Raw genomic sequence first — 18005 nt, forward strand, 5'->3', positions numbered from 1 at the left:
AAGAGGAACCCGACCCGTGGGTTCCTCTTGTGCCACTTTGACCCCTGACTTTTCAGTCATACCAGTAGGTCTCACAAGGTCTCACTAACAAGAACTAACCACCAATCGTCAGACCTTCATGCCCTGAGAAAGTAGAGCATCGCACCAAGAAATCATAAACTTTCTCCTCTCATCTAAGAGTGTCGAATCGTCATAGGACTGCCTAACTTTGTCTCCAATCGCATGAGACAACTGCCGTTGGATAAGTTCAGCAGGAAATCCCAAGACATCCTGTCCAGCAGTCAAAGCAGTTCTTCTAAGTCCGTGTGCCGTCTGGACTCCCTTGTATCCCATCCGAATGAAGTGCTGGTTGATGGAATAGGGATTCAGATAGGGAGTGCTCCTGGACCTGGGAGAAGCAAAGACAAACTCCTCATCCCCACTCACCTTCCGCAGAGAGTCCAGAACTTCTTTGAATGGGTTCGTCAAAGGAACCAGATGGTCATGCCCAGTTTTCATCCGAGTGCCTGGAATCACCCATAGATCCTTGGATTCATCGAGTTCTTCCCACCGCATCGGAGTCAAAGACCCGACACGCAAAAAGGTCATCAGAACGACCTTCACCGCAGAACAAAGCACCAAGGTTCCATTTGCCTGGTTCCTCTCCAAGTCATCAAAGAACCGAGGGAGTTGGTCCCAAGGAAGGGTTGGATGCGGAGTTGCCTTGTGCTTTGTCTTTGTGCCTTTGGTCCCAAGAGCAGGGTTCTGGTTCCTCTCCATCCACCCCTGGTCAATCGCATGGTCAAAGACCCCACGCATCACCATCAGGAGTTTGTCTGCCTGAGGTGCTTTCCCATCAGCAACCTTGGACCGAAATATCTCCATCACCCTTTCCCTGCCGTTCTTTCCACCAGTTCCCTTGTGGTCCCAGGACAAGTGAGCAACAGGTGTATCTCCACCTAATCGGGGTATGACCTGATGGTTGAGCAGGTTTGGATATTCCTTTTTCGATGCCTTGGACGAGGAGTGGGAGAGATAGGACTTACATGCCTCAGCAAAGGTTGGACCTGATGAGTCCTGGACCTGAATCTGCTGTTCCTTTTTCAGTTCTCTTGGGTCTCTTCCTGTCTCCCTGCTCCATGACCTGATGCGGTCCCATTCGTCCCGTGCCTCTTTCAGGGACCACTTCCCAACCCCCCTTCCATAGACACCAATCCGAAGGGGGACCTGCTTTCCCTTCCGTCCAGGGGGAAACCTCATGCGTCCCTCAAAGGACTTTCCACCACCTTTTCCGTCATCACGGAGAGGTTCGATGACGAGGAAAAGAGAATCCCCTACGGAAACATTTCTTCTGCGAACTCCTGCCTTCTCTGCCTTGACTTGCGAGTCAGAGAAAGACATCTCAGGAATCCAACAACACCAATTTTATCCAACAACACAACCCCTAAATCCAACAACACTTCCAACAACACATTTACGGGACATCCTGGTGTTTCCAGGAACCACATGAGACCACGCAGACACTAAAAAGTCCCTCACCACAACGGGTTTGAGACATCAAAAGACCTTTCAGGACTTACTTAGAACGGAGAGGGTGGGATTCGAACCCACGAGGGTGTTACCCCTACACGATTTCGAGTCGTGCGCATTCAACCGGGCTCTGCCACCTCTCCAAACGCTTCACCAGCGTGATCCCATCTTAAAGCGCCACGGCCTGATTGCTTAAGGCGATGGAGCTGCGCATTCACGCGCAACTGCCAACGTCGGTCTTGACCTTGCAGAGGGCGCAGCATCAAACCAGGGCTTTGCAGACGTTGACCTGGAAGCAAGGGAGGTTGGCCTTGATGCTCCGCCCGCACGGTATGGGCCAAAGGCGTCCAACAACTGATGTGATCACTCGCCACTGGGTCCATCACCACCAGCCAATCCAAGCGGCGGTGTCCGTAACCCTGCGCAAGCTGCTGAGCCAACTGGCAACTAAGCAAATCGCCATGACTGCTGATCAGTGCAGCGCGCCCTTGATGACGAGCCAGTAGCCACTGCCTTCCCCACTGGTGCACCAACAACACCTCATCGCTGAGCTGAACAGCGGCTTGCACCAGCGTGGCCAAGAGCAAAAGAGGAAACGCTCTCCAGCGCCAGCGTTGCAGTGCGGGTAAGGCCCAAGGGAGAAAAGCCAGCACAACAACCAACACCACCCAAGGCTGCGGATGTCCCGTCAGCAGCTGGGCATGGGGCCAGGCGCTGATCCACCCCACCAAAGCGATCAACAACGCTGCCAACTGCTGCACCGGCCAAACCAACAGCGGCATCACGAGTGCGGCGATCGCCGTTGGCAGCAGCAACGTCAGCAATGCCAAGGTCATCGCCGCAAGGGTGAGCGGTGCCAGCAGAGGTGCAGCCATCAGGTTGCTCAGAAGCGAGTACAAAGGCACAGAGCCAAAATGCAGGATCTGCAAGGGAAGGGTCCAAAGCAGCGCCGCCATCGGCACCGATAGGGCAGGGGCCAGAACCGTCATCCACCTCTGAGGACAACACTGAGAACCATGCTGGAGAAGCCACTGCTCTAAGGGCTGCGCACTGAGCACTAAACCCGCTGTTGCAGCAGCACTGAGCTGAAAGCCGATGGAACGTGCCCAAGCAGGGTTCAGCAACAGCATCACCACCAAGGTGCTGAGCAGCACGCCCAAGGGTTGGACGCGAGAGCCCCGTTCCCGGATCAAGAGAGCAGCAGCGCCCATCAACACGGCACGAACCACGGATGGCTGCCCGCCCGCCAGCGCAAGAAACACAGCCATCGCGCCCACTCCAGCCGCCAATCGCAAGGGCATGCAACCCCTGCGCGTCAGGGCAAGCGTGGCTCCCAACAACACGGAAAGATGAAATCCGGACGCGGCTAAGGCGTGGGATAACCCAGCAACACGAAAGGCTTCTCGCAACTCCGCGCTGAGCTCAACGTGGGCGCCGCCCAGCACCAGCGCCGCCAACAGACCACCTGAATGCTCTCCTGCTAGCTCTTGAAAGCGAGCCGCGATCTGACGACGCCGATCAGCCAGGGGGGTGTGATCTTGATGGATCAGCTCCACTGTCTTGGTTCGGAATTGGGTCCAACAGCCGCGAGCCGCCAACCGTTCCGCCGGGTTGGGAAGCAAGGGATGGGTTGCGACAGCAGGCGTCACGAGCTGACCCTGAGCCCTCACCCAGGCACCTTTGCGCACCAGCTGAGGGCAGGGATCCACCACCAACTCCGTGCGACCATCGCGTACCTGCCCCGCCAAATGGTGCACCTGCAGCAGGGCTTGGCAGCGCCCCCGACGAACAGGTGCATCAGCCAGAGCACGGCCTTCAAGCACCAGCTGCTGCGAATCTGAATCGCTTGGCACAAGCTGCAGCGGATCCAGGGGGGTGGGCGTGGCCACTTGCCCCATCGAGGAGCGCAGCAACAAGCCACACAACACGACCACAAGAACAAACAGCTTCCAACCTGAAAGTGAAAACCGGCGGCAGATCAGCACAACAGCCGCAGCCAGCCCAACCAAGACCACACACCAGTGCTGAATCCCCTGGGGAAAGGCCGCCCCCAGTTGGGTGGCAAGCATCAAAAGAACCAGCCAAAGAGCAACGTTCATCCACGCTGTGCGATCAAGCTGGTTGAAGCATTCCCCTAAAAAACAAAAGCAAAAGTCCAGTCAGAGCGAGCTAGAGAAACAATCCACTATCTATGTGTTGTGACTCACTAAAGCCACAACACATTGCTTAAAAATATATTCAGATTTCGAATCGATACCGCTTTATTGATGCATTGAGAGCAAGCTCAATGATCAACCGCCGCGGCAACCTTTGATTGCAGCAACGGGAATCCCAGGGCCTCCCGCTCTGCTAACCAAGCCTCAGCCACTTTTCGGGCCAAATTGCGAATCCGTCCAATCGTGGCAGTCCGTTCCGTCACCGAAATCACGCCACGAGCTTCCAGGAGATTGAAGGTATGACTGCACTTCAGAACAAAGTCGAGAGCAGGAGCTGGCAAGTTGTGTTCAATCAGATCCGTGGCTTCTGCCTCATAAATGGCAAACAGCTGCTTGAGACGATCGGGATTGGAAGCCTCGAAATTAAATTGACATTGCCCCTTCTCGAAGGGAAGCCAAATATCCCCATAGCTGCGTTCAGCGTTCCAGCTCAAATCCCAGATGCTTTCCACATCCTGTAGATACATCGCTAGGCGCTCCAAGCCATAGGTGATCTCAATCGATACAGGCTTGCAATCGATGCCACCACATTGCTGGAAGTAGGTGAACTGGGTGACCTCCATACCGTCTAACCACACCTCCCAGCCCACACCCCAAGCGCCAAGTGTTGGCGACTCCCAGTTGTCCTCCACAAAACGAATGTCGTGATCGGCAGCGCAAATGCCAAGGGCCGCGAGCGATGCGAGATAGGTTTCCTGAATGCCATCGGGCGAAGGCTTGATCAGCACCTGATATTGGAAGTAATGCTGCGCCCGATTCGGGTTATCGCCATAACGACCGTCGGTGGGGCGCCGGCAAGGTTCTGGATAGGCAACCGCCCAGGGCTCAGGTCCAATCGCCCGGAGCACCGTATGCGGGCTCATGGTTCCAGCACCCTTTTCCGTGTCGTAGGGCTGCAACAACACACAACCCTGCTCTCCCCAAAAGCGATTCAGCGTGCTGATGATGTCCTGAAAGTGCATACCGAGCAGGGACCTAATGGGGGCGATTGGACATGCTCACGGAGTTCTGCGCTGTCGCAAGCCTTAGAACGCACATCGAACGAGTGCGAGACGGTCCAGCAACGCAGAGAACTTGTGGAGGTCAAAGGCTAGTCGAGCACAGGCTTCTGGCCTGAACACGGAAGCACGCTCTCGCCACGGACTGATTTGGTAGCGACTCGCTCACCTTTTCGTCATACCTCCGCTTGCTCCAAAGCCAAAGTGAACAGGCGAAAGCAAGACGCGTTGAGAGGGGTTGAGAGCCCTCTCATTTTTTATGACGCCAGGTCAGCGAGACCATGACGCCTGATCACGGCGCCCGATCACGATGAACCTGTTCACCCAGTAACGATCAGGATCCCTGAACCATCCCTCTGAATGCAACCAGTCAGAACTTTTCAGGGCTGTGACGCAAACGGCCGCTTTCCTCTTTTCAATTCATCAAAAGATCAAACTTAGGAATCAAATTTAGGAATCAGACTTAGGAATCAGTAAGTTCTTAATAACGAAACTGTTGAAAAGCCTTAATGGATATCGACTCTTTATCACTAGGGCGACTCACAACGGCATCACGCGCAACATCGAGCTCAATGCATTCAAAAGACTGCAACTCTTGATCGTCGCTGCATTCACGACGTTGATATTCAACTTTTTTCAATTCCTGATCTTTCACGATCTTTTTCTGGGGGATCTTGGCATCATCTCCAGCGATGACTTTACGCGGACCAAATGAACACAACTCCTTGGCCAGATCAGTCTCAGCTTTCTCGAGACAATCACTATATTCAGCCTCAATTCTTTGCCTCATCGACTGATCATTTTGAGACTTCAATCTCTTCTTTTCAAGGGCCGTTAGAGGCACCGTGCGCCGAACCGTGGCAAGCGTCTCCACAAAATAAACGCCTCCAAGGGAGATCCACTCATTCGCCGCATTCTCAGCTTCCTGCTTAGATTGAAAGATGGATTGATCAATCTCGTCGGGCGTAGGAATTGTGCGCTTAGCGTTGGAGTAAAAAATACCCGCATAAACCAGCATCCCAACCAAGCCACTGCCAACAACAGCGATGAACAACGCGAGCGTGGAGGGCCCTTTCAATCAATAACAAGCAAGCATTAAAAATCTAGCAGGCATCAGCCAGGCAAGAAGAATCAATGATCTAAGCAAAAAACAAAGATCCCAATTCAATGGGTTCAGATCAGAACAAAACCAAAGATTGAGGCCCAGATCCAATCTTCCTCAAGGATCTACCCCTTCGCGAAGCAGCGATCCAGGTGAGCGACCGCATGCTGATGCCGGGAGCGCGAACGCGACACGCTGGGGCTAATGATCCCCAACCAAAAGCGCCCGTCTCCCTGGACGACCAACACGGGTTTGCTCGCCCGCTTCCCCTGGGACTTGAGCAGCGACAGACTGAGCTTGTCCGCGACCTCTGCACCTCGCGGTTTCGATCGCAGCCTGGCCAGCACAGGATTCACCTGAGCCACAGGAAGAAAGGTGGCCTCTTGGGACTCCGTCACCAGGATCATCCCGTCTAGCCATGCCACCTCCACCAAGAGATCTTCAATCGAAGCCAGCAAGGATGGGAGGGGGAAGGCCAAACGGACAGCTCCGTTTCTTAATGTTTTCTTCCTAATCCCTTTTTGGGCTCGCCGCGCAAGGGCCTCAACAGGCCTCAACCATCCTTAACGAATTCAATCAACGGATTAAGAGCAGCACACCCATCTGTCCGCCGACCAAAGGTCGATGCTGTGCGGCGGTGAAACCAGCAGAAACAGCCTCCCGCTCCTGCTCCTCTCCCGTGAGGAATTGCTCCACGCTCGTTTCCAGATAGGCGTACTGGTCGGCTAGCCCCATGCCAGCGGCGACAGGGACCACCACCCGGCGCAGGTAGGTGCGCTGAAAAGCAGCTGCTGCACTGCCTTGTGGCAACCGATTGAAGTCCAAAACAGCGGCGCGCCCGCCAGGCTTCAACAGCCTTGCCATCTCCTGAAAACCCAACAACGGGTCCGCCAGGTTGCGCAACCCATACGCCATCACCACCCCATCGAAGCTCTGATCCGGAAACCCAGTGTCAAGCGCATCCGCTTGGATCCATTGCACCGGCAACCAGGGCTCGCGGCCTGCGCGTTCCGCCGCCAGCGACAGCGGTGCAGCGGCGGCATCCAACCCCAAAACCGAGCCCTCCGGCCTCAACTTTCGTGCAAAAGCAAGGGCGAGATCCCCTGTTCCACAACAAAGATCAAGCCAACGCTCAGGCGATTGCGGGCTCAGCCAGGACAGGAGTTGACGCTTCCACTGCCTGTGCAGCCCCAAGCTGAGCAGATCATTCAGGCGGTCGTAACGGGGAGCAACGGCGTTAAATAACGCCTCCACCGCAGCTGGGTCACGAGGTTTCACAAGCAGCTCAAACCAGCAGTCCGTTCAACGTCATCACCATCACCGTTGCCAAACCAACGGCAGCTGAACACACCAAGCAGCCCGCGAGCATCAACGAAAATTCCTGTTGATCGATCGCCGCTTGCATCAATTGCAGGGCCCAGGCCAGCAACGCAATCACCACCGCAACCAAAAGGATCCCCACAGGCAAGGCCTGATGACGGGTCATAAATGGCAAACCACCCAGCAACAATCGCCCTTCTAAGTCTCCCCAATTTAAGGCGCCAGCTCAGGCTCCAAGGGCCTAATCAGCAAACCGCGTCCCTGCAAATCCAGCTTGATTTGCTCAACGCTGAGAACACCGTCATGGAGGAGTGAGGCCAACAAGGCCGCCGATGCCTGGCCGCCCTCTGGCCCGGCATCGAGGGCGGCAGCGATGTGATCCATACACCCCGCCCCACCCGAGGCGATCACTGGAACTGCAACGGCCTGAGCCACCGCCCTGGTAAGCGCCAAGTCGTAACCCGCTTGGGTTCCGTCTCCATCCATTGAAGTGAGCAGGATCTCCCCCGCCCCAAGGTCCGCAACCCGACGGGCCCAGTCCACCGCATCCAATCCGGTGTTTTCTCGGCCACCTTTCACATAGACATCCCAGCCCCCGCTCGAGCGGCGCCTCGCATCAATCGCCACAACAATGCACTGACAGCCGAAACGCTCAGCCCCCTCAGACACCAGTTCAGGGCGGCGAACAGCCGAAGAATTCAGGCTCACCTTGTCGGCACCGGCACGCAGCAGTTCCGTGATGCCCTCCACGGAAGCGATTCCGCCCCCCACCGTGAAGGGGATCGTCACACTCGCAGCCGTACGACGCACGAGGTCCACCAAGGTGGCGCGTCCCTCATGGCTGGCCGCAATGTCAAGGAACACCAGTTCATCGGCTCCGGCCTCGCTGTAACGACAGGCCAATTCCACCGGATCGCCTGCGTCACGCAGGCCCACAAAATTGACACCTTTCACCACCCGGCCGTTGGCCACGTCGAGGCAGGGAATCAAACGAAGAGCGACCATGTCAATTGAAAAGAGGCTGTTAGTGTTGCGGCCACTTCTCAAGCCTCGCAGGCCATGTCACAGCAGACGTCAGTCACGATCGACATCGGCTCGAAAGTCCGGGTCACCCGGGTCCGTGATCGCATTTCCGGTGCACTGGTGGAATTGCTCAAGAAAGACGCCATCGGCACCGTGGTTGATTTCCGCACTGTCGATGGGAAAGGAATCGGCGTGGTCGTTCAGCTCAGTGATGGCTCAACCAGCTGGTTCTTCGAAGACGAAATCGCTCCCGGCTGAGGATTGATCTAGTGAGTGACGCCCGTCAGCTGCTCGGAATGAAAGGTGCCAGTGGCACCTCCAACATTTGGAAGCTGCGCTTGCAGCTGATGAAACCAGTCACCTGGATTCCCTTGATCTGGGGGGTGGTGTGTGGTGCTGCCGCTAGTGGTAATTACGAATGGCGTTTTGACCATGTGGCCGCTGCGCTGGCCTGCATGGTGATGAGTGGGCCTCTTCTCGCGGGCTACACACAAACCATTAACGACTACTACGACCGCGAGATCGATGCGATCAACGAGCCGTACAGGCCGATCCCTTCGGGTGCGATCAGCCTCGGCCAAGTGAAGGTTCAGATCTGGGGCCTGTTGATCGCCGGCTTAGCGGTGTCTTGGGGTTTGGATGCTTGGGCTGGACACAGCACTCCCGTGTTGTTCCTGCTCGCCCTTGGCGGCTCGTTTGTGAGCTTTATCTATTCAGCGCCTCCCCTCAAGCTGAAACAGAACGGTTGGTTGGGCAATTACGCCCTCGGGGCCAGTTACATCGCCCTTCCCTGGTGGGCAGGTCAAGCCCTATTTGGCCAACTCACCTGGGCGACGGCACTGCTCACGCTTGCCTACAGCCTCGCCGGCTTGGGAATTGCTGTGGTCAACGACTTTAAAAGTGTGGAAGGTGATCGCGCTCTCGGCCTTCAGTCACTCCCTGTTGCATTTGGGATTGGGCCCGCAAGCTGGATCAGCGCTGGGATGATCGACCTCTTCCAGCTCTTGATGGTTGCAGTTCTGATCGCAATCGGGCAGCATTTTGCAGCCATCCTGCTGGTGTTGTTGATCGTGCCTCAGATCACTTTTCAAGACATCTGGCTGCTTCGCGACCCCGTTGAATTCGACGTGAAATATCAAGCCAGTGCCCAGCCCTTTCTCGTGCTGGGAATGCTGGTCACAGCGTTGGCGATCGGCCACAGTCCCCTGACGCAGGGAATGTGAATCGCACCCGTCGTCACTGGTTCCTGATCGCGGGTGTCGCCGCTGCGATTGGCAGTGGTGCGGCCCTCGGGCAAGCCGCCATCACACGCGCGATTGATGCGACCTTGCCCGATGCCAGAGGGATCAATCTCTTCAATCGGCCTGGCACGATCACGCTCCTCTCGAGCAACGGCAAGGTGATCCAAAAACTCGGGCCTGCCACCCGGGAGAAGATCAAACCAGGGCAAATGCCCCCGCTTGTGATGCAATCGTTCATCGCAGCGGAAGACCGTCGCTTCTTTGACCATGACGGCGTTGATCTCTGGGGGATCGGACGGGCCGTTGTCACGAATTTGAAGCAGGGCTCGGTGCGCGAAGGAGCGAGCACGATTACCCAGCAACTGGCCCGCACGGTGTTCTTGAGCCAGGACCGGACGGTCACGCGCAAGCTCAAGGAAGCAGCGCTGGCCTACAAGCTCGAGCGTCAACTCAGCAAGGAGCAGATCCTCGAGCAATACCTCAACTTTGTGTATCTCGGATCCAGCGCCTATGGCGTCTCCGATGCGGCTTGGGTGTATTTCTCCAAGCAACCGGAGGACCTGACCCTCCCAGAAGCGGCTCTCATCGCGGGCATGCCACCAGCCCCCTCGCTCTACTCACCGCTGGTGAACCCCGAGATTGCACTGCAAAGGCGCAGCATCGTGATCAGCCGCATGGAGCAGGAAGGATTCATCACCAGCGGCGAAGCGGAAGCGGCTCGCAACAGCCCACTGGCGCTCAAGCCCGCCATCCCGAAGTACTACAACAGCACGGCTCCCTACTTCACAACCTGGGTCGCCCAACAGTTGCCCACCTTGCTCACCCCAGAACAACTGGAGGTGGGAGGCCTCAAGATTCGCACCAGCCTGAATCTCGATTGGCAACGCAAAGCCCAGAAGGTGGTGCGTGAAATCGCTCCGAATGGAACAGAAGGTGTGATCGTTTCGATCGCCCCTGGCACAGGATTGGTGCGGGTGATGGTGGGAGGAAAAAACTTTTATTCCAGCCAGTTCAACCGCGCCACCCAGGCCCTGAGATCACCAGGATCCACCTTCAAACTGTTTCCCTACAGCGCAGCGATTAATGCGGGCGTCAAAGCAGAAGATATTTTTCTGGACAAACCGCGCTGCTGGAACGGTTACTGCCCCAAAAACTTTGGCAAAAAATATTTTGGCAACATCTCTCTCGCCGACGCCTTAAAGAATTCGCTCAACACGGTTGCGGTGCAATTGCAAGACAAGGTGGGCTTTGACCCGATCATTGCGATGGCCAACAATCTCGGCATTGGTAACAAGCGACCTCTCGGCCGCTATTACCCGATGGCCATCGGTGCCTATGAGCAAACCGTTTTAGACATGACGGCCGCCTATTCCGCCGTCACCAACCGCGGTGTATACGTGAAACCCACCGCCTTTGAAGAGATCAGAGGTCCTGGAGGCGATGTGCTTTGGAGCCGCAGGCTCGATGGCGATCGCGGCAAGCGTGCCATGGATAGCGACGTTGCCGACACCATGAATTGGATGCTGCAGCGGGTGGTGAGCGGCGGCACTGGAGTGGCAGCCAAGCTCGATGATCGCCCTGTGGCAGGAAAAACGGGAACCTCAGAGGGGGGGCGCGATCTCTGGTTCATCGGCTCGATTCCCCAACTCACTACGGCCGTTTGGTTTGGTCACGACAACAACGCAGAAACCAAGAGCAACAGTGGCGAATCCGCATGGGCCTGGAAACAATTCATGAATCAAATCAAGTCTGAATTTCCGGCACAGAAGTTTCCCGCCAAACCCAACGTTGTGCGGCCGGTTCTTCAACGACCTGGCAAAAAGAAAGCAAGCAACCCCAACCAACCGAACCCTGGAGACGGGCCTCTTCCCGATCGCGATCTGTTTGGTGAAATGGATCCATCCAATGACAACTCGGACACACCGAAACCCGCACCCACACCCCGTTACGTGAGCCCATCTGGTGGCCCCCCTGTGGACGAATTCTTCAGGCCTCTGCCGGTGCAGTGATCGGTGCAGTGATCACTGCGGTGTAAAACCCATCACCGCCGTCGGGGTCGGGCCAGCGCTGCTGCTCAGACTCCAACTGATAGTGAGCGTGGCCTTGGAGAAGCTTGTTGACCTGCGCCACGTTCTCATCGGGATGGATCGTGCAAGTCGCGTAGACCAATCGCCCACCAGGGGCGAGCAAGGGCAGCATCGCCTCCAGTAAGCGCGCTTGCAGCGGCAACAGCTCCTCCACCGTGGCAGGCGTGACGCGCCAACGGGCATCGGGATGACGGGACAAGGTCCCCAACCCCGAGCAAGGAACATCGAGCAGGATCCTTTGAAAGAAACCACGCCATTGGGGCTGTTGTGCAAGCAGGTCGGTCGCATCCGCTGCCAGCGCCTGGATGGAAGCGCATCCCAAGCGAGAGGCATTCGCGGCCACTCGCTTTAAACGACCAGCGGAGCGATCCACGGCCCAGATCTCACCTCCATCCCCCATCAGCTCCGCCAGATGGGTGGTCTTCCCTCCCGGGGCAGCGCATGCATCCAGAACCCGATCTCCAGGCTGAGGCGCCAACAGCGGAGCAACCCCCTGGGCCGATCGATCCTGAACGCTCCAATGCCCCTGTTCAAAACCCGGCCAACGGCGCAAATCACCTGCAGGTGCAAGCACCTGCAAGCCATCTGGGCAAGCCTCAATCGGCTGCGTGGGCACCCCAGCCTCGGCCAATTCAGCCGCCACGAATTCTGGCGTGCTGCACAAGCGATTCACCCGCAGATCCAAGGGGGGCACTTGATTGCTGGCGATCGCCACACGCTCGGCCTGATCGGGACCCGTCCAGTTCAGGAGGCTCTCAGCAAACCAAACGGGTAGGGAGTGGCTCAACGCCAGTCGTTCGGCGGGTTGGTGGGGCACCGCCAGGGTCTCGCCGGCCTCCTTGGCGCGTAGGGCCGAGCGCAGCACACCATTCACCACCGGCGACAGCTTGGAGAGCCGGTGGCGCTTGGCAAGCTCCACCGTGGTGTCGACGGCTGCTGCAGCCGGGATGCGCTGCATCCGCAGCAGTTGATAAAGGCCGAGATGCAGGAGCCAACGCAAGCGAGGCGGCTGCTTATGGGCTGGAACTTTGCCGAGACGATCCAACCAACCATCCAGCCATTGACGCCAGCGGATGCATCCATAGGCCAGCTCGGTGGCCAGGCCGCGATCCGCTGGAGACAGGGGATTTTGACGAAGGGCCCGCTCTAGGGCCACGTCGGCATAGGCGCCCGCAGCCACGGCCTCCAGCACCTCCCAGGCCAAACGACGCGCCGGTAAACCAATTTTGGCGCCGTTGACTTCGGGCTCACTCACGGGCAATGGCGAATTGGTGGATCTCTAGAGCTAGCGCCTCGAGGTCCGGCCTCCAGAGAAATCGCTGCAACGGGAGCCGGCCGTCTCCATCCACAGGGATCCCCTCTGCGATCAAAAGCTGCCGCTGCATCCAATCGGATCCCTCCCTACTCAGGCTCATCGAAATCCGTCCCTTGGCATTTATAACCCGCTGCCAAGGCACCTCAGACGGCAAGCTCAGCCGGCGCAACGCCCATCCCACCTGACGGGCGCAGCCCCAGGCCCCAAGCCAGTCAGCCACCTGGCCATAAGTGGCCAAATGACCAGGCGGAATCAAGCTGACGGCATGCCAAACCCGCTCATCAAAACCTCTCTCCCTGCTGGACCCAATCAAATGTTTTTATCGTCATCAACCCACCACTAGGTAGCTCGATACGAGCCAATCTGACGGCACACACCATCCTTTCGATAGTTCGAGCGACGCCCCTCAACGATCCGGTTTTCTTTTCAGGCCATATGACAACCCAAGACAATGGCGATTTGCGAATTGATCTCTCCTTAAGTCCTGCAGACCTCAGGTTGCTGCTGGATGCCGTGAGCTACCGACTCGAGCGTTGGCCAGGAGGGGAACCTTATGAACAAGAGGATTTACAAACCATGCAAACCCTCTTACAAGCCGCCATTTTGGAAGCGAATTTTGGCTCCACAGGGGAGCGCTGAAGGCATCAGCCCCCATCCACTTGGCAACCCAACAAGGCGCCAGCGGCACCACCAACGGGAACACCCACCCAGCGGCCGTTGCCCCGTGACAAGACAGCACCAAGACCAGCGCCCAATAAGCCGCCGATCACACTGCCTTCCAGGCAACTATTGGTGTCTTGATTGTTCACGTAAACGTCACGATTGGAACCGACCCAAGGATCGCGAGCTGAACCGCCATACCGCTGATCGACATAGGCAGATTGAGGGTCATAGATATTTTTCGGCCTTGCAAAAGCAGGTGCAGTGGCAGCAGCAGCAGCCGACATCAACATCAAAGCAACAGCGAACCCGGCGCGTTTCATGGAGTGAGAAGCAACAACTCCATCGTTTTGCAAACCAACAGGGAATCGATGACTGAACCAGCCCCGTGATGCGTCTGGATGTGACCGAGAGCGGCATCCCATACCCTCAGGGATAGAGAACGATGCGCCATGCCCATCCTTCCCCGTCGTTTCGAGCGGTTGCGTGCGGTCTTGAACCAACGCATGGCCAACCTCACCGTTCTGGTCGAGCACGTGGACAAACCCCACAACCTCTCTGCGATCCTGCGCAGCTGCGATGCCGTTGGCGTGCTGGAAGCCCATGCCGTGAGCCTCAGTGGCCGCTCGCGCACCTACAACAGCACGGCCCAAGGCAGCCAACGCTGGGTGCCCCTGCATGACCACCCCAACATCGAGGCAGCTGTTAAAAAGCTCAAAGACAGGGGCTTTCACCTGTATGGCACCAATCTGAGCGTGGATGCGGTGGATTACCGCGACTGTGACTTCACCGGTCCCAGCGCCTTTGTTTTAGGGGCAGAGAAATGGGGACTCAGCGAAAACGCCACCCAGCTGATGGACACGGACGTGTTCATCCCGATGCGCGGCATGGTGCAGTCGCTCAACGTATCGGTGGCCACCGCCACCCTGTTGTTTGAGGCACTGCGGCAGCGGGAAGCGGCAGGACTTGCGCCCTCCGATGGGGAGGGGATCCCAGCAGAGAACTACGACAATCTGTTATTCGAGTGGGCCTATCCCGACGTTGCCCTGTGGTGCCGCGAACAAGAAAGGGCTTATCCAACCCTCAACTCGGAGGGCGAGATTCAAGAAGAGCTTCCACGCAATCGAAAACTGCGCTGCTAATCAAGATCTGACCTCAATCAGGGGCGTCAGAACGGCATCAACATATCTTTTCCAGCCTTGGAGCGAGCCGCCACAGGATGATTGCGCCGTGCGGCGGGCAAACGCAGGGCAAACACCAGCACCAGCACTTCCAGCAACAAACTGCGTCCGATGAACAGCACCACCAAGCCAAGGGTGATGGCCAGGATTTGCTCTAAAAGACCAATCACGTCATCGGGATTGCTGCGCCCCGCCAACCACAGGTAGGTCATCAGGCCAAGCAACATCAATGTGGCCCAGAGCGTCATGCGCGACACACCAATTGGTTTCAGTTTGCCGCGTCGCGCCCCGTACTGCTAACCCAAGACTCGAGTCCTTCACCAAGGAACGACAAACCCAGGACCAGCACAAACATCGCCAATCCGGGGTAGAGGGCCGTCCACCAGATGCCCGTGGGCACCGCCGCAAGGGCCAAATTGAGATCACTCCCCCATTCCGGCACCGTTTCTGGCAGGCCCAGCCCCAGAAAGCCCAAGCCTCCGAGCACCAACACCGCATCAGCAGCATTCAAGGTGAGCAGCACGGGCACTGACGTGATCACATTGCGGAACAGGTAGCGCCGCAGGATCCAGATGGGACCAGCCCCAAGGGTTTGTGCTGCCTCCACGAACAGCTCCGATTTCACCTGGGCCGTTTGATTGCGCACCACCCGAAAGTACTGGGGGATGTACACCACACACAGCGCTGCTGCTGCATTGGGAATCCCTCGACCCAGCAGAAACGCCAAGACCACAGACAGCAGCAACACCGGAAGGGTATAAAGCGTGTCCATGAGCAGAACCAGCACCCGGTCAACCCCGCCCCCCAGGTAGCCGCTAATCATTCCAACCGGCACTCCCACCACCAAGGCAAGAACTACCGCCAACAGCACCACCTGAAGAGCCACACCACTCCCCTGCAATGTGCGTACACACACATCGCGGCCGAGCCGATCGGTGCCACACCAATGCTGCGGAGACGGCGGTGCATAGATCGCATTCTCTAAACCGGCGTTGGGATCCGGAAGGAAGCCAGCGCTGATCAATACAGGCGTGAGCAGGGCAACGGTGATGTAGATCCCCACAATCACAAGCCCCCATCGGGCCATGCGGGCCGAGAGGGTGGGGCGTGCGATACCTAAAGGCGAGACCGCAAAACTCAAGGCAAGAGAACGCGCTAGGGGTTTCATTCTCCCTGGTCCAGCTGCCAAAATCCCAGGAAGAGAGGCATTAACGCTGAGGACCGATTTCGTGGCATCTGGGTCCAACTGGCGATCAAAACTTCTTGGCAGCCTTGAGGGCCAACTTCAGCTGGCCACCTACACCGCCGTGCTGATCGGATTCACTGGGGCCACCACCACAGGGCTTTGGCTGAGTAATCGCAATCAAATCCGCAACGGAGAAGCGGAATTGCAGGCCAATGCGGACCATCTGAACAACAACCTGGAGGCCCATCGACACCTCGGCCAAGGCCATTCAGCCCGAGATTGGAGCCCAACGATTGAGGAGGAAGTGCGCCAAGAACTACGCGATCAATCCAGCGTGCGCACCACCCTCTGGATTGAGCTAGCAGATGGACGCCTCGTGCTGCCAACGGTGGGCCCCATCGCCATCCCCCAAAAGATGATGAGAGCCACCATGCAGGCTCACAAACAGGATCCCAAAACTCGGCTGATCAGCGTTGAAGACGAGGATTACCTCACGTTGCTTGGTCGCTCCTATCCCACAGGGGAACGGCTTTGGAGTAGTGCCAAAGCGATTGACGCGGGCCGCATCCAAAACGAATTTTTGGGTTGGATGATCTTGATCGGGGTGGGATCGATGTTGCTCTCACTGATCACGATCACCGTGATGGTGAGACGGATCGTGAGGCCTCTGCTGCATCTCAGTGAGCGCAGTGCCGCCCTCACCGCCGACACCCTCAATCAAGATCCGATCCCAGAGATGACGGCAGCACCGAAGGAAGTGCGCCAACTGGCAAGGACCTATTCCGACTTAATGGAACGGCTGGCCCTGTCCTGGCATGATCAGCGTCGCTTTGTGAGTGCCGTCAGCCACGAGTTGAGAACACCGCTCACCATCGTTCAGGGGTATTTGCACCGCACGATCAAGCGCAGCAAGGGATTAAGCGACGACGAACGTCGTGGACTAAAAACCGCAGAAGAGGAAAGCATTCGCATGCGGATGCTGCTCGACGATCTCCTCGACCTCTCGCGCGGGGACTCCGGCCAACTGCAACTCAACCAAGAAGTGGTGGACCTTGGGCTATTGGTCGAGAAAGTGGCTGATCTCAGCCAAAGCAATCTCACCGATCGCAGGCTTGAAGTGCTCAACAACATTTTTATAGATGAAAGCAGTGAGGCCCTGGCTGACCCGGGTCGACTCCAACAAGTGCTCTTGGATTTAATCGATAACGCTGCCAAATACTCCGCAGAAGGCTCTCTGATTTCGCTGATTCTTCGTTCTCATCCAGATGGCATCGCCATCGATGTGAAAGACGAAGGAATCGGCATTCCCGAGAGTGATCTCCCCCATATTTTTAAGCGCTTTCATCGCGCTAAAAACAGCTCAGGCAGCAGCGGCACCGGGCTCGGGCTCTCTGTTGTCGCGCTCCTGATGTCTGCAATGGGCGGAGAAGTTTGCGTTCAAAGCAAAGAAGGAGAGGGAAGCTGCTTCTCTGTCATCCTTCCAAAACCAGCATCAACAGCAAGTTCAGCCTCATGATGATCTATTACTTGGTGTTTTGTTCCCTGCTGATTCCCGTGAATTTATGGGCAGCGATTACTCCCCATCTCCATAGCGATCTGAGCATGCAAATTCTGCATGCGACGTCCACCCTGATCTTGCTGCCGCTGCTAGTGAGTCTCTGGACCCAACGCAAACGTCTCAATCATTTTATTAGCTTCATTTTGAGCACGTTCCTAAGCGTGATGATGGTGATCAACACCTGGATTGCCTTCATGGGCATGGGGGTGCGCAACGGCTGGATTGATCACCTCTTTCTGGCCCTCGCGGCCACAAGCGTGGAGGCCTACTTCCTGTGCATGCCTATCCCCGCAGCTGAAAAGCTTGAACAAGCAGAAGGCATCGATTCAGCCTGACACTGGTGTGAGAAGGCAAGACCTGCACTGGGCACATACCTAGAGTTGAGTGAATAGGTCTCAAAAAACTTGCAAACTCCAACCAATCAGCATTTGGTTGAACTATTTCACTTGGAATACAACGGACCCTTTTTGGTTGGACATTCATTTCTCGTAGGACTGGTGGTGGGCTTGTTTGGCTGGCTGCTGGCCTGGGGGTTATGGCGGTTCTGGAGAGTGTTTCCTTACAAGCCCTGGGTGAAGATCAGAATCAAGGTCTATTTCAACGATTAAG

Annotated in this window: 22 protein-coding genes and 1 tRNA gene; 8 read left to right on the plus strand and 15 right to left on the minus strand. The window is 56.8% G+C overall.

From position 1 onward, the window contains the following. Positions 1–108: 108 nt before the first annotated feature. The 9 genes from SYN8016DRAFT_RS11860 to hisF all read right to left on the minus strand — a co-directional run bounded on the left by SYN8016DRAFT_RS11860 (position 109) and on the right by hisF (position 8150). Positions 109–1380, minus strand: coding sequence for a site-specific integrase (locus SYN8016DRAFT_RS11860; RefSeq protein WP_006854663.1), 1272 nt, complete (start codon positions 1378–1380; stop codon positions 109–111). 185 nt (positions 1381–1565) lie between these two features. Next, positions 1566–1652, minus strand: a tRNA-Ser gene (locus tag SYN8016DRAFT_RS11865). Beyond that, the gene (locus tag SYN8016DRAFT_RS14625; RefSeq protein WP_006854664.1) at positions 1629–3608 is read right to left on the minus strand and encodes a ComEC/Rec2 family competence protein; all 1980 of its coding nucleotides are present in this window, start codon (positions 3606–3608) and stop codon (positions 1629–1631) included. The genes SYN8016DRAFT_RS11865 and SYN8016DRAFT_RS14625 overlap by 24 nt, the downstream gene beginning before the upstream one ends. 185 nt (positions 3609–3793) lie before the next feature. Then, a complete protein-coding gene (gene glyQ / locus SYN8016DRAFT_RS11895; protein ID WP_006854665.1) occupies positions 3794–4687 on the minus strand; it encodes a glycine--tRNA ligase subunit alpha in 894 nt (297 codons plus the stop codon). Between the two features lie 517 nt (positions 4688–5204). Continuing rightward, positions 5205–5777: a hypothetical protein gene (locus tag SYN8016DRAFT_RS11900; RefSeq protein ID WP_253909870.1), complete on the minus strand. Its 573-nt coding sequence runs from the start codon at positions 5775–5777 to the stop codon at positions 5205–5207. A 173-nt stretch (positions 5778–5950) separates the two neighbouring features. Beyond that, the gene (locus tag SYN8016DRAFT_RS11905; protein WP_038014773.1) at positions 5951–6304 is read right to left on the minus strand and encodes a hypothetical protein; all 354 of its coding nucleotides are present in this window, start codon (positions 6302–6304) and stop codon (positions 5951–5953) included. 97 nt (positions 6305–6401) lie between these two features. After that, the gene (ubiE, locus tag SYN8016DRAFT_RS11910; RefSeq protein ID WP_006854668.1) at positions 6402–7103 is read right to left on the minus strand and encodes a bifunctional demethylmenaquinone methyltransferase/2-methoxy-6-polyprenyl-1,4-benzoquinol methylase UbiE; all 702 of its coding nucleotides are present in this window, start codon (positions 7101–7103) and stop codon (positions 6402–6404) included. A 7-nt stretch (positions 7104–7110) separates the two neighbouring features. After that, the gene (locus SYN8016DRAFT_RS11915; RefSeq protein ID WP_038014775.1) at positions 7111–7311 is read right to left on the minus strand and encodes a hypothetical protein; all 201 of its coding nucleotides are present in this window, start codon (positions 7309–7311) and stop codon (positions 7111–7113) included. A gap of 47 nt (positions 7312–7358) precedes the next feature. Next, positions 7359–8150, minus strand: a complete 792-nt coding sequence (gene hisF, locus SYN8016DRAFT_RS11920; protein ID WP_006854670.1) for an imidazole glycerol phosphate synthase subunit HisF — start codon at positions 8148–8150, stop codon at positions 7359–7361. A 54-nt stretch (positions 8151–8204) separates the two neighbouring features. On the opposite strand from hisF, the gene SYN8016DRAFT_RS11925 reads away from it, so the two are divergent. Genes SYN8016DRAFT_RS11925 through SYN8016DRAFT_RS11935 form a run of 3 tightly spaced genes read left to right on the plus strand, consistent with a single transcriptional unit; the run spans position 8205 to position 11418 of the window. Continuing rightward, positions 8205–8426: a DUF2862 domain-containing protein gene (locus tag SYN8016DRAFT_RS11925; RefSeq protein WP_006854671.1), complete on the plus strand. Its 222-nt coding sequence runs from the start codon at positions 8205–8207 to the stop codon at positions 8424–8426. 11 nt (positions 8427–8437) lie between these two features. After that, positions 8438–9391, plus strand: a complete 954-nt coding sequence (gene chlG / locus SYN8016DRAFT_RS11930) for a chlorophyll synthase ChlG (protein ID WP_006854672.1) — start codon at positions 8438–8440, stop codon at positions 9389–9391. Continuing rightward, on the plus strand, positions 9388–11418 hold the full coding sequence (locus SYN8016DRAFT_RS11935) for a transglycosylase domain-containing protein (protein WP_006854673.1): 2031 nt from the start codon (positions 9388–9390) through the stop codon (positions 11416–11418). Before chlG ends, SYN8016DRAFT_RS11935 begins: the two co-directional genes overlap by 4 nt. Here the strand turns inward: SYN8016DRAFT_RS11935 and SYN8016DRAFT_RS11940 are convergent. Next, on the minus strand, positions 11396–12751 hold the full coding sequence (locus SYN8016DRAFT_RS11940; protein ID WP_006854674.1) for a 16S rRNA (cytosine(967)-C(5))-methyltransferase: 1356 nt from the start codon (positions 12749–12751) through the stop codon (positions 11396–11398). The two genes, SYN8016DRAFT_RS11935 and SYN8016DRAFT_RS11940, sit on opposite strands and share 23 nt — an antisense overlap. After that, positions 12744–13124: an MGMT family protein gene (locus tag SYN8016DRAFT_RS11945; protein ID WP_006854675.1), complete on the minus strand. Its 381-nt coding sequence runs from the start codon at positions 13122–13124 to the stop codon at positions 12744–12746. The genes SYN8016DRAFT_RS11940 and SYN8016DRAFT_RS11945 overlap by 8 nt, the downstream gene beginning before the upstream one ends. 122 nt (positions 13125–13246) lie before the next feature. On the opposite strand from SYN8016DRAFT_RS11945, the gene SYN8016DRAFT_RS11950 reads away from it, so the two are divergent. Further along, entirely contained in the window at positions 13247–13450 is a 204-nt protein-coding gene (locus tag SYN8016DRAFT_RS11950; protein ID WP_006854676.1) for a hypothetical protein, read from the plus strand. A gap of 5 nt (positions 13451–13455) precedes the next feature. Here SYN8016DRAFT_RS11950 and SYN8016DRAFT_RS11955 read toward each other — a convergent pair whose 3' ends face one another. Further along, on the minus strand, positions 13456–13794 hold the full coding sequence (locus SYN8016DRAFT_RS11955) for a glycine zipper 2TM domain-containing protein (protein WP_006854677.1): 339 nt from the start codon (positions 13792–13794) through the stop codon (positions 13456–13458). Then, positions 13791–13925 carry a hypothetical protein gene (locus tag SYN8016DRAFT_RS15980; RefSeq protein ID WP_256364599.1) on the minus strand — a complete coding sequence of 45 codons (135 nt, stop codon included), beginning with the start codon at positions 13923–13925 and terminating at the stop codon, positions 13791–13793. Before SYN8016DRAFT_RS15980 ends, SYN8016DRAFT_RS11955 begins: the two co-directional genes overlap by 4 nt. Here SYN8016DRAFT_RS15980 and trmH point away from each other — a divergent pair. Further along, the gene (gene trmH, locus SYN8016DRAFT_RS11960) at positions 13924–14613 is read left to right on the plus strand and encodes a tRNA (guanosine(18)-2'-O)-methyltransferase TrmH (protein ID WP_006854678.1); all 690 of its coding nucleotides are present in this window, start codon (positions 13924–13926) and stop codon (positions 14611–14613) included. The genes SYN8016DRAFT_RS15980 and trmH overlap by 2 nt on opposite strands. 26 nt (positions 14614–14639) lie before the next feature. Here trmH and SYN8016DRAFT_RS11965 read toward each other — a convergent pair whose 3' ends face one another. Together SYN8016DRAFT_RS11965 and SYN8016DRAFT_RS11970 are read right to left on the minus strand one after the other, a co-directional pair. Further along, positions 14640–14900 carry a hypothetical protein gene (locus SYN8016DRAFT_RS11965; RefSeq protein WP_006854679.1) on the minus strand — a complete coding sequence of 87 codons (261 nt, stop codon included), beginning with the start codon at positions 14898–14900 and terminating at the stop codon, positions 14640–14642. Between the two features lie 20 nt (positions 14901–14920). Next, the gene (locus tag SYN8016DRAFT_RS11970) at positions 14921–15820 is read right to left on the minus strand and encodes an ABC transporter permease (RefSeq protein WP_006854680.1); all 900 of its coding nucleotides are present in this window, start codon (positions 15818–15820) and stop codon (positions 14921–14923) included. Positions 15821–15881: 61 nt separating this feature from the next. Between SYN8016DRAFT_RS11970 and SYN8016DRAFT_RS11975 the strand changes: the two genes are divergently transcribed. The 3 genes from SYN8016DRAFT_RS11975 to SYN8016DRAFT_RS11985 all read left to right on the plus strand — a co-directional run bounded on the left by SYN8016DRAFT_RS11975 (position 15882) and on the right by SYN8016DRAFT_RS11985 (position 18004). Further along, positions 15882–17354, plus strand: coding sequence for a sensor histidine kinase KdpD (locus SYN8016DRAFT_RS11975; RefSeq protein WP_006854681.1), 1473 nt, complete (start codon positions 15882–15884; stop codon positions 17352–17354). Next, a complete protein-coding gene (locus tag SYN8016DRAFT_RS11980; RefSeq protein ID WP_038014777.1) occupies positions 17354–17731 on the plus strand; it encodes a hypothetical protein in 378 nt (125 codons plus the stop codon). Before SYN8016DRAFT_RS11975 ends, SYN8016DRAFT_RS11980 begins: the two co-directional genes overlap by 1 nt. Positions 17732–17800: 69 nt before the next feature. After that, the gene (locus tag SYN8016DRAFT_RS11985) at positions 17801–18004 is read left to right on the plus strand and encodes a hypothetical protein (RefSeq protein ID WP_038014723.1); all 204 of its coding nucleotides are present in this window, start codon (positions 17801–17803) and stop codon (positions 18002–18004) included. Position 18005 lies beyond the last annotated feature (1 nt).

Source organism: Synechococcus sp. WH 8016 (assembly GCF_000230675.1).
Taxonomy (GTDB): domain Bacteria; phylum Cyanobacteriota; class Cyanobacteriia; order PCC-6307; family Cyanobiaceae; genus Synechococcus_C.

Bases quoted from the DNA above. Each gene is read 5' to 3' on its own strand.
- SYN8016DRAFT_RS11980 (WP_038014777.1), top strand. From the start codon at position 17,354: ATGATCTATTACTTGGTGTTTTGTTCCCTGCTGATTCCCGTGAATTTA.
- SYN8016DRAFT_RS14625 (WP_006854664.1), bottom strand. From the start codon at position 3,608: ATGAACGTTGCTCTTTGGCTGGTTCTTTTGATGCTTGCCACCCAACTG.
- SYN8016DRAFT_RS11860 (WP_006854663.1), bottom strand. From the start codon at position 1,380: ATGTCTTTCTCTGACTCGCAAGTCAAGGCAGAGAAGGCAGGAGTTCGC.
- hisF (WP_006854670.1), bottom strand. From the start codon at position 8,150: ATGGTCGCTCTTCGTTTGATTCCCTGCCTCGACGTGGCCAACGGCCGG.
- SYN8016DRAFT_RS11915 (WP_038014775.1), bottom strand. From the start codon at position 7,311: ATGACCCGTCATCAGGCCTTGCCTGTGGGGATCCTTTTGGTTGCGGTG.
- trmH (WP_006854678.1), top strand. From the start codon at position 13,924: ATGCCCATCCTTCCCCGTCGTTTCGAGCGGTTGCGTGCGGTCTTGAAC.
- SYN8016DRAFT_RS11925 (WP_006854671.1), top strand. From the start codon at position 8,205: ATGTCACAGCAGACGTCAGTCACGATCGACATCGGCTCGAAAGTCCGG.
- SYN8016DRAFT_RS11950 (WP_006854676.1), top strand. From the start codon at position 13,247: ATGACAACCCAAGACAATGGCGATTTGCGAATTGATCTCTCCTTAAGT.
- SYN8016DRAFT_RS11955 (WP_006854677.1), bottom strand. From the start codon at position 13,794: ATGAAACGCGCCGGGTTCGCTGTTGCTTTGATGTTGATGTCGGCTGCT.
- SYN8016DRAFT_RS11970 (WP_006854680.1), bottom strand. From the start codon at position 15,820: ATGAAACCCCTAGCGCGTTCTCTTGCCTTGAGTTTTGCGGTCTCGCCT.
- SYN8016DRAFT_RS11965 (WP_006854679.1), bottom strand. From the start codon at position 14,900: ATGACGCTCTGGGCCACATTGATGTTGCTTGGCCTGATGACCTACCTG.
- glyQ (WP_006854665.1), bottom strand. From the start codon at position 4,687: ATGCACTTTCAGGACATCATCAGCACGCTGAATCGCTTTTGGGGAGAG.
- SYN8016DRAFT_RS15980 (WP_256364599.1), bottom strand. From the start codon at position 13,925: ATGGCGCATCGTTCTCTATCCCTGAGGGTATGGGATGCCGCTCTCGGT.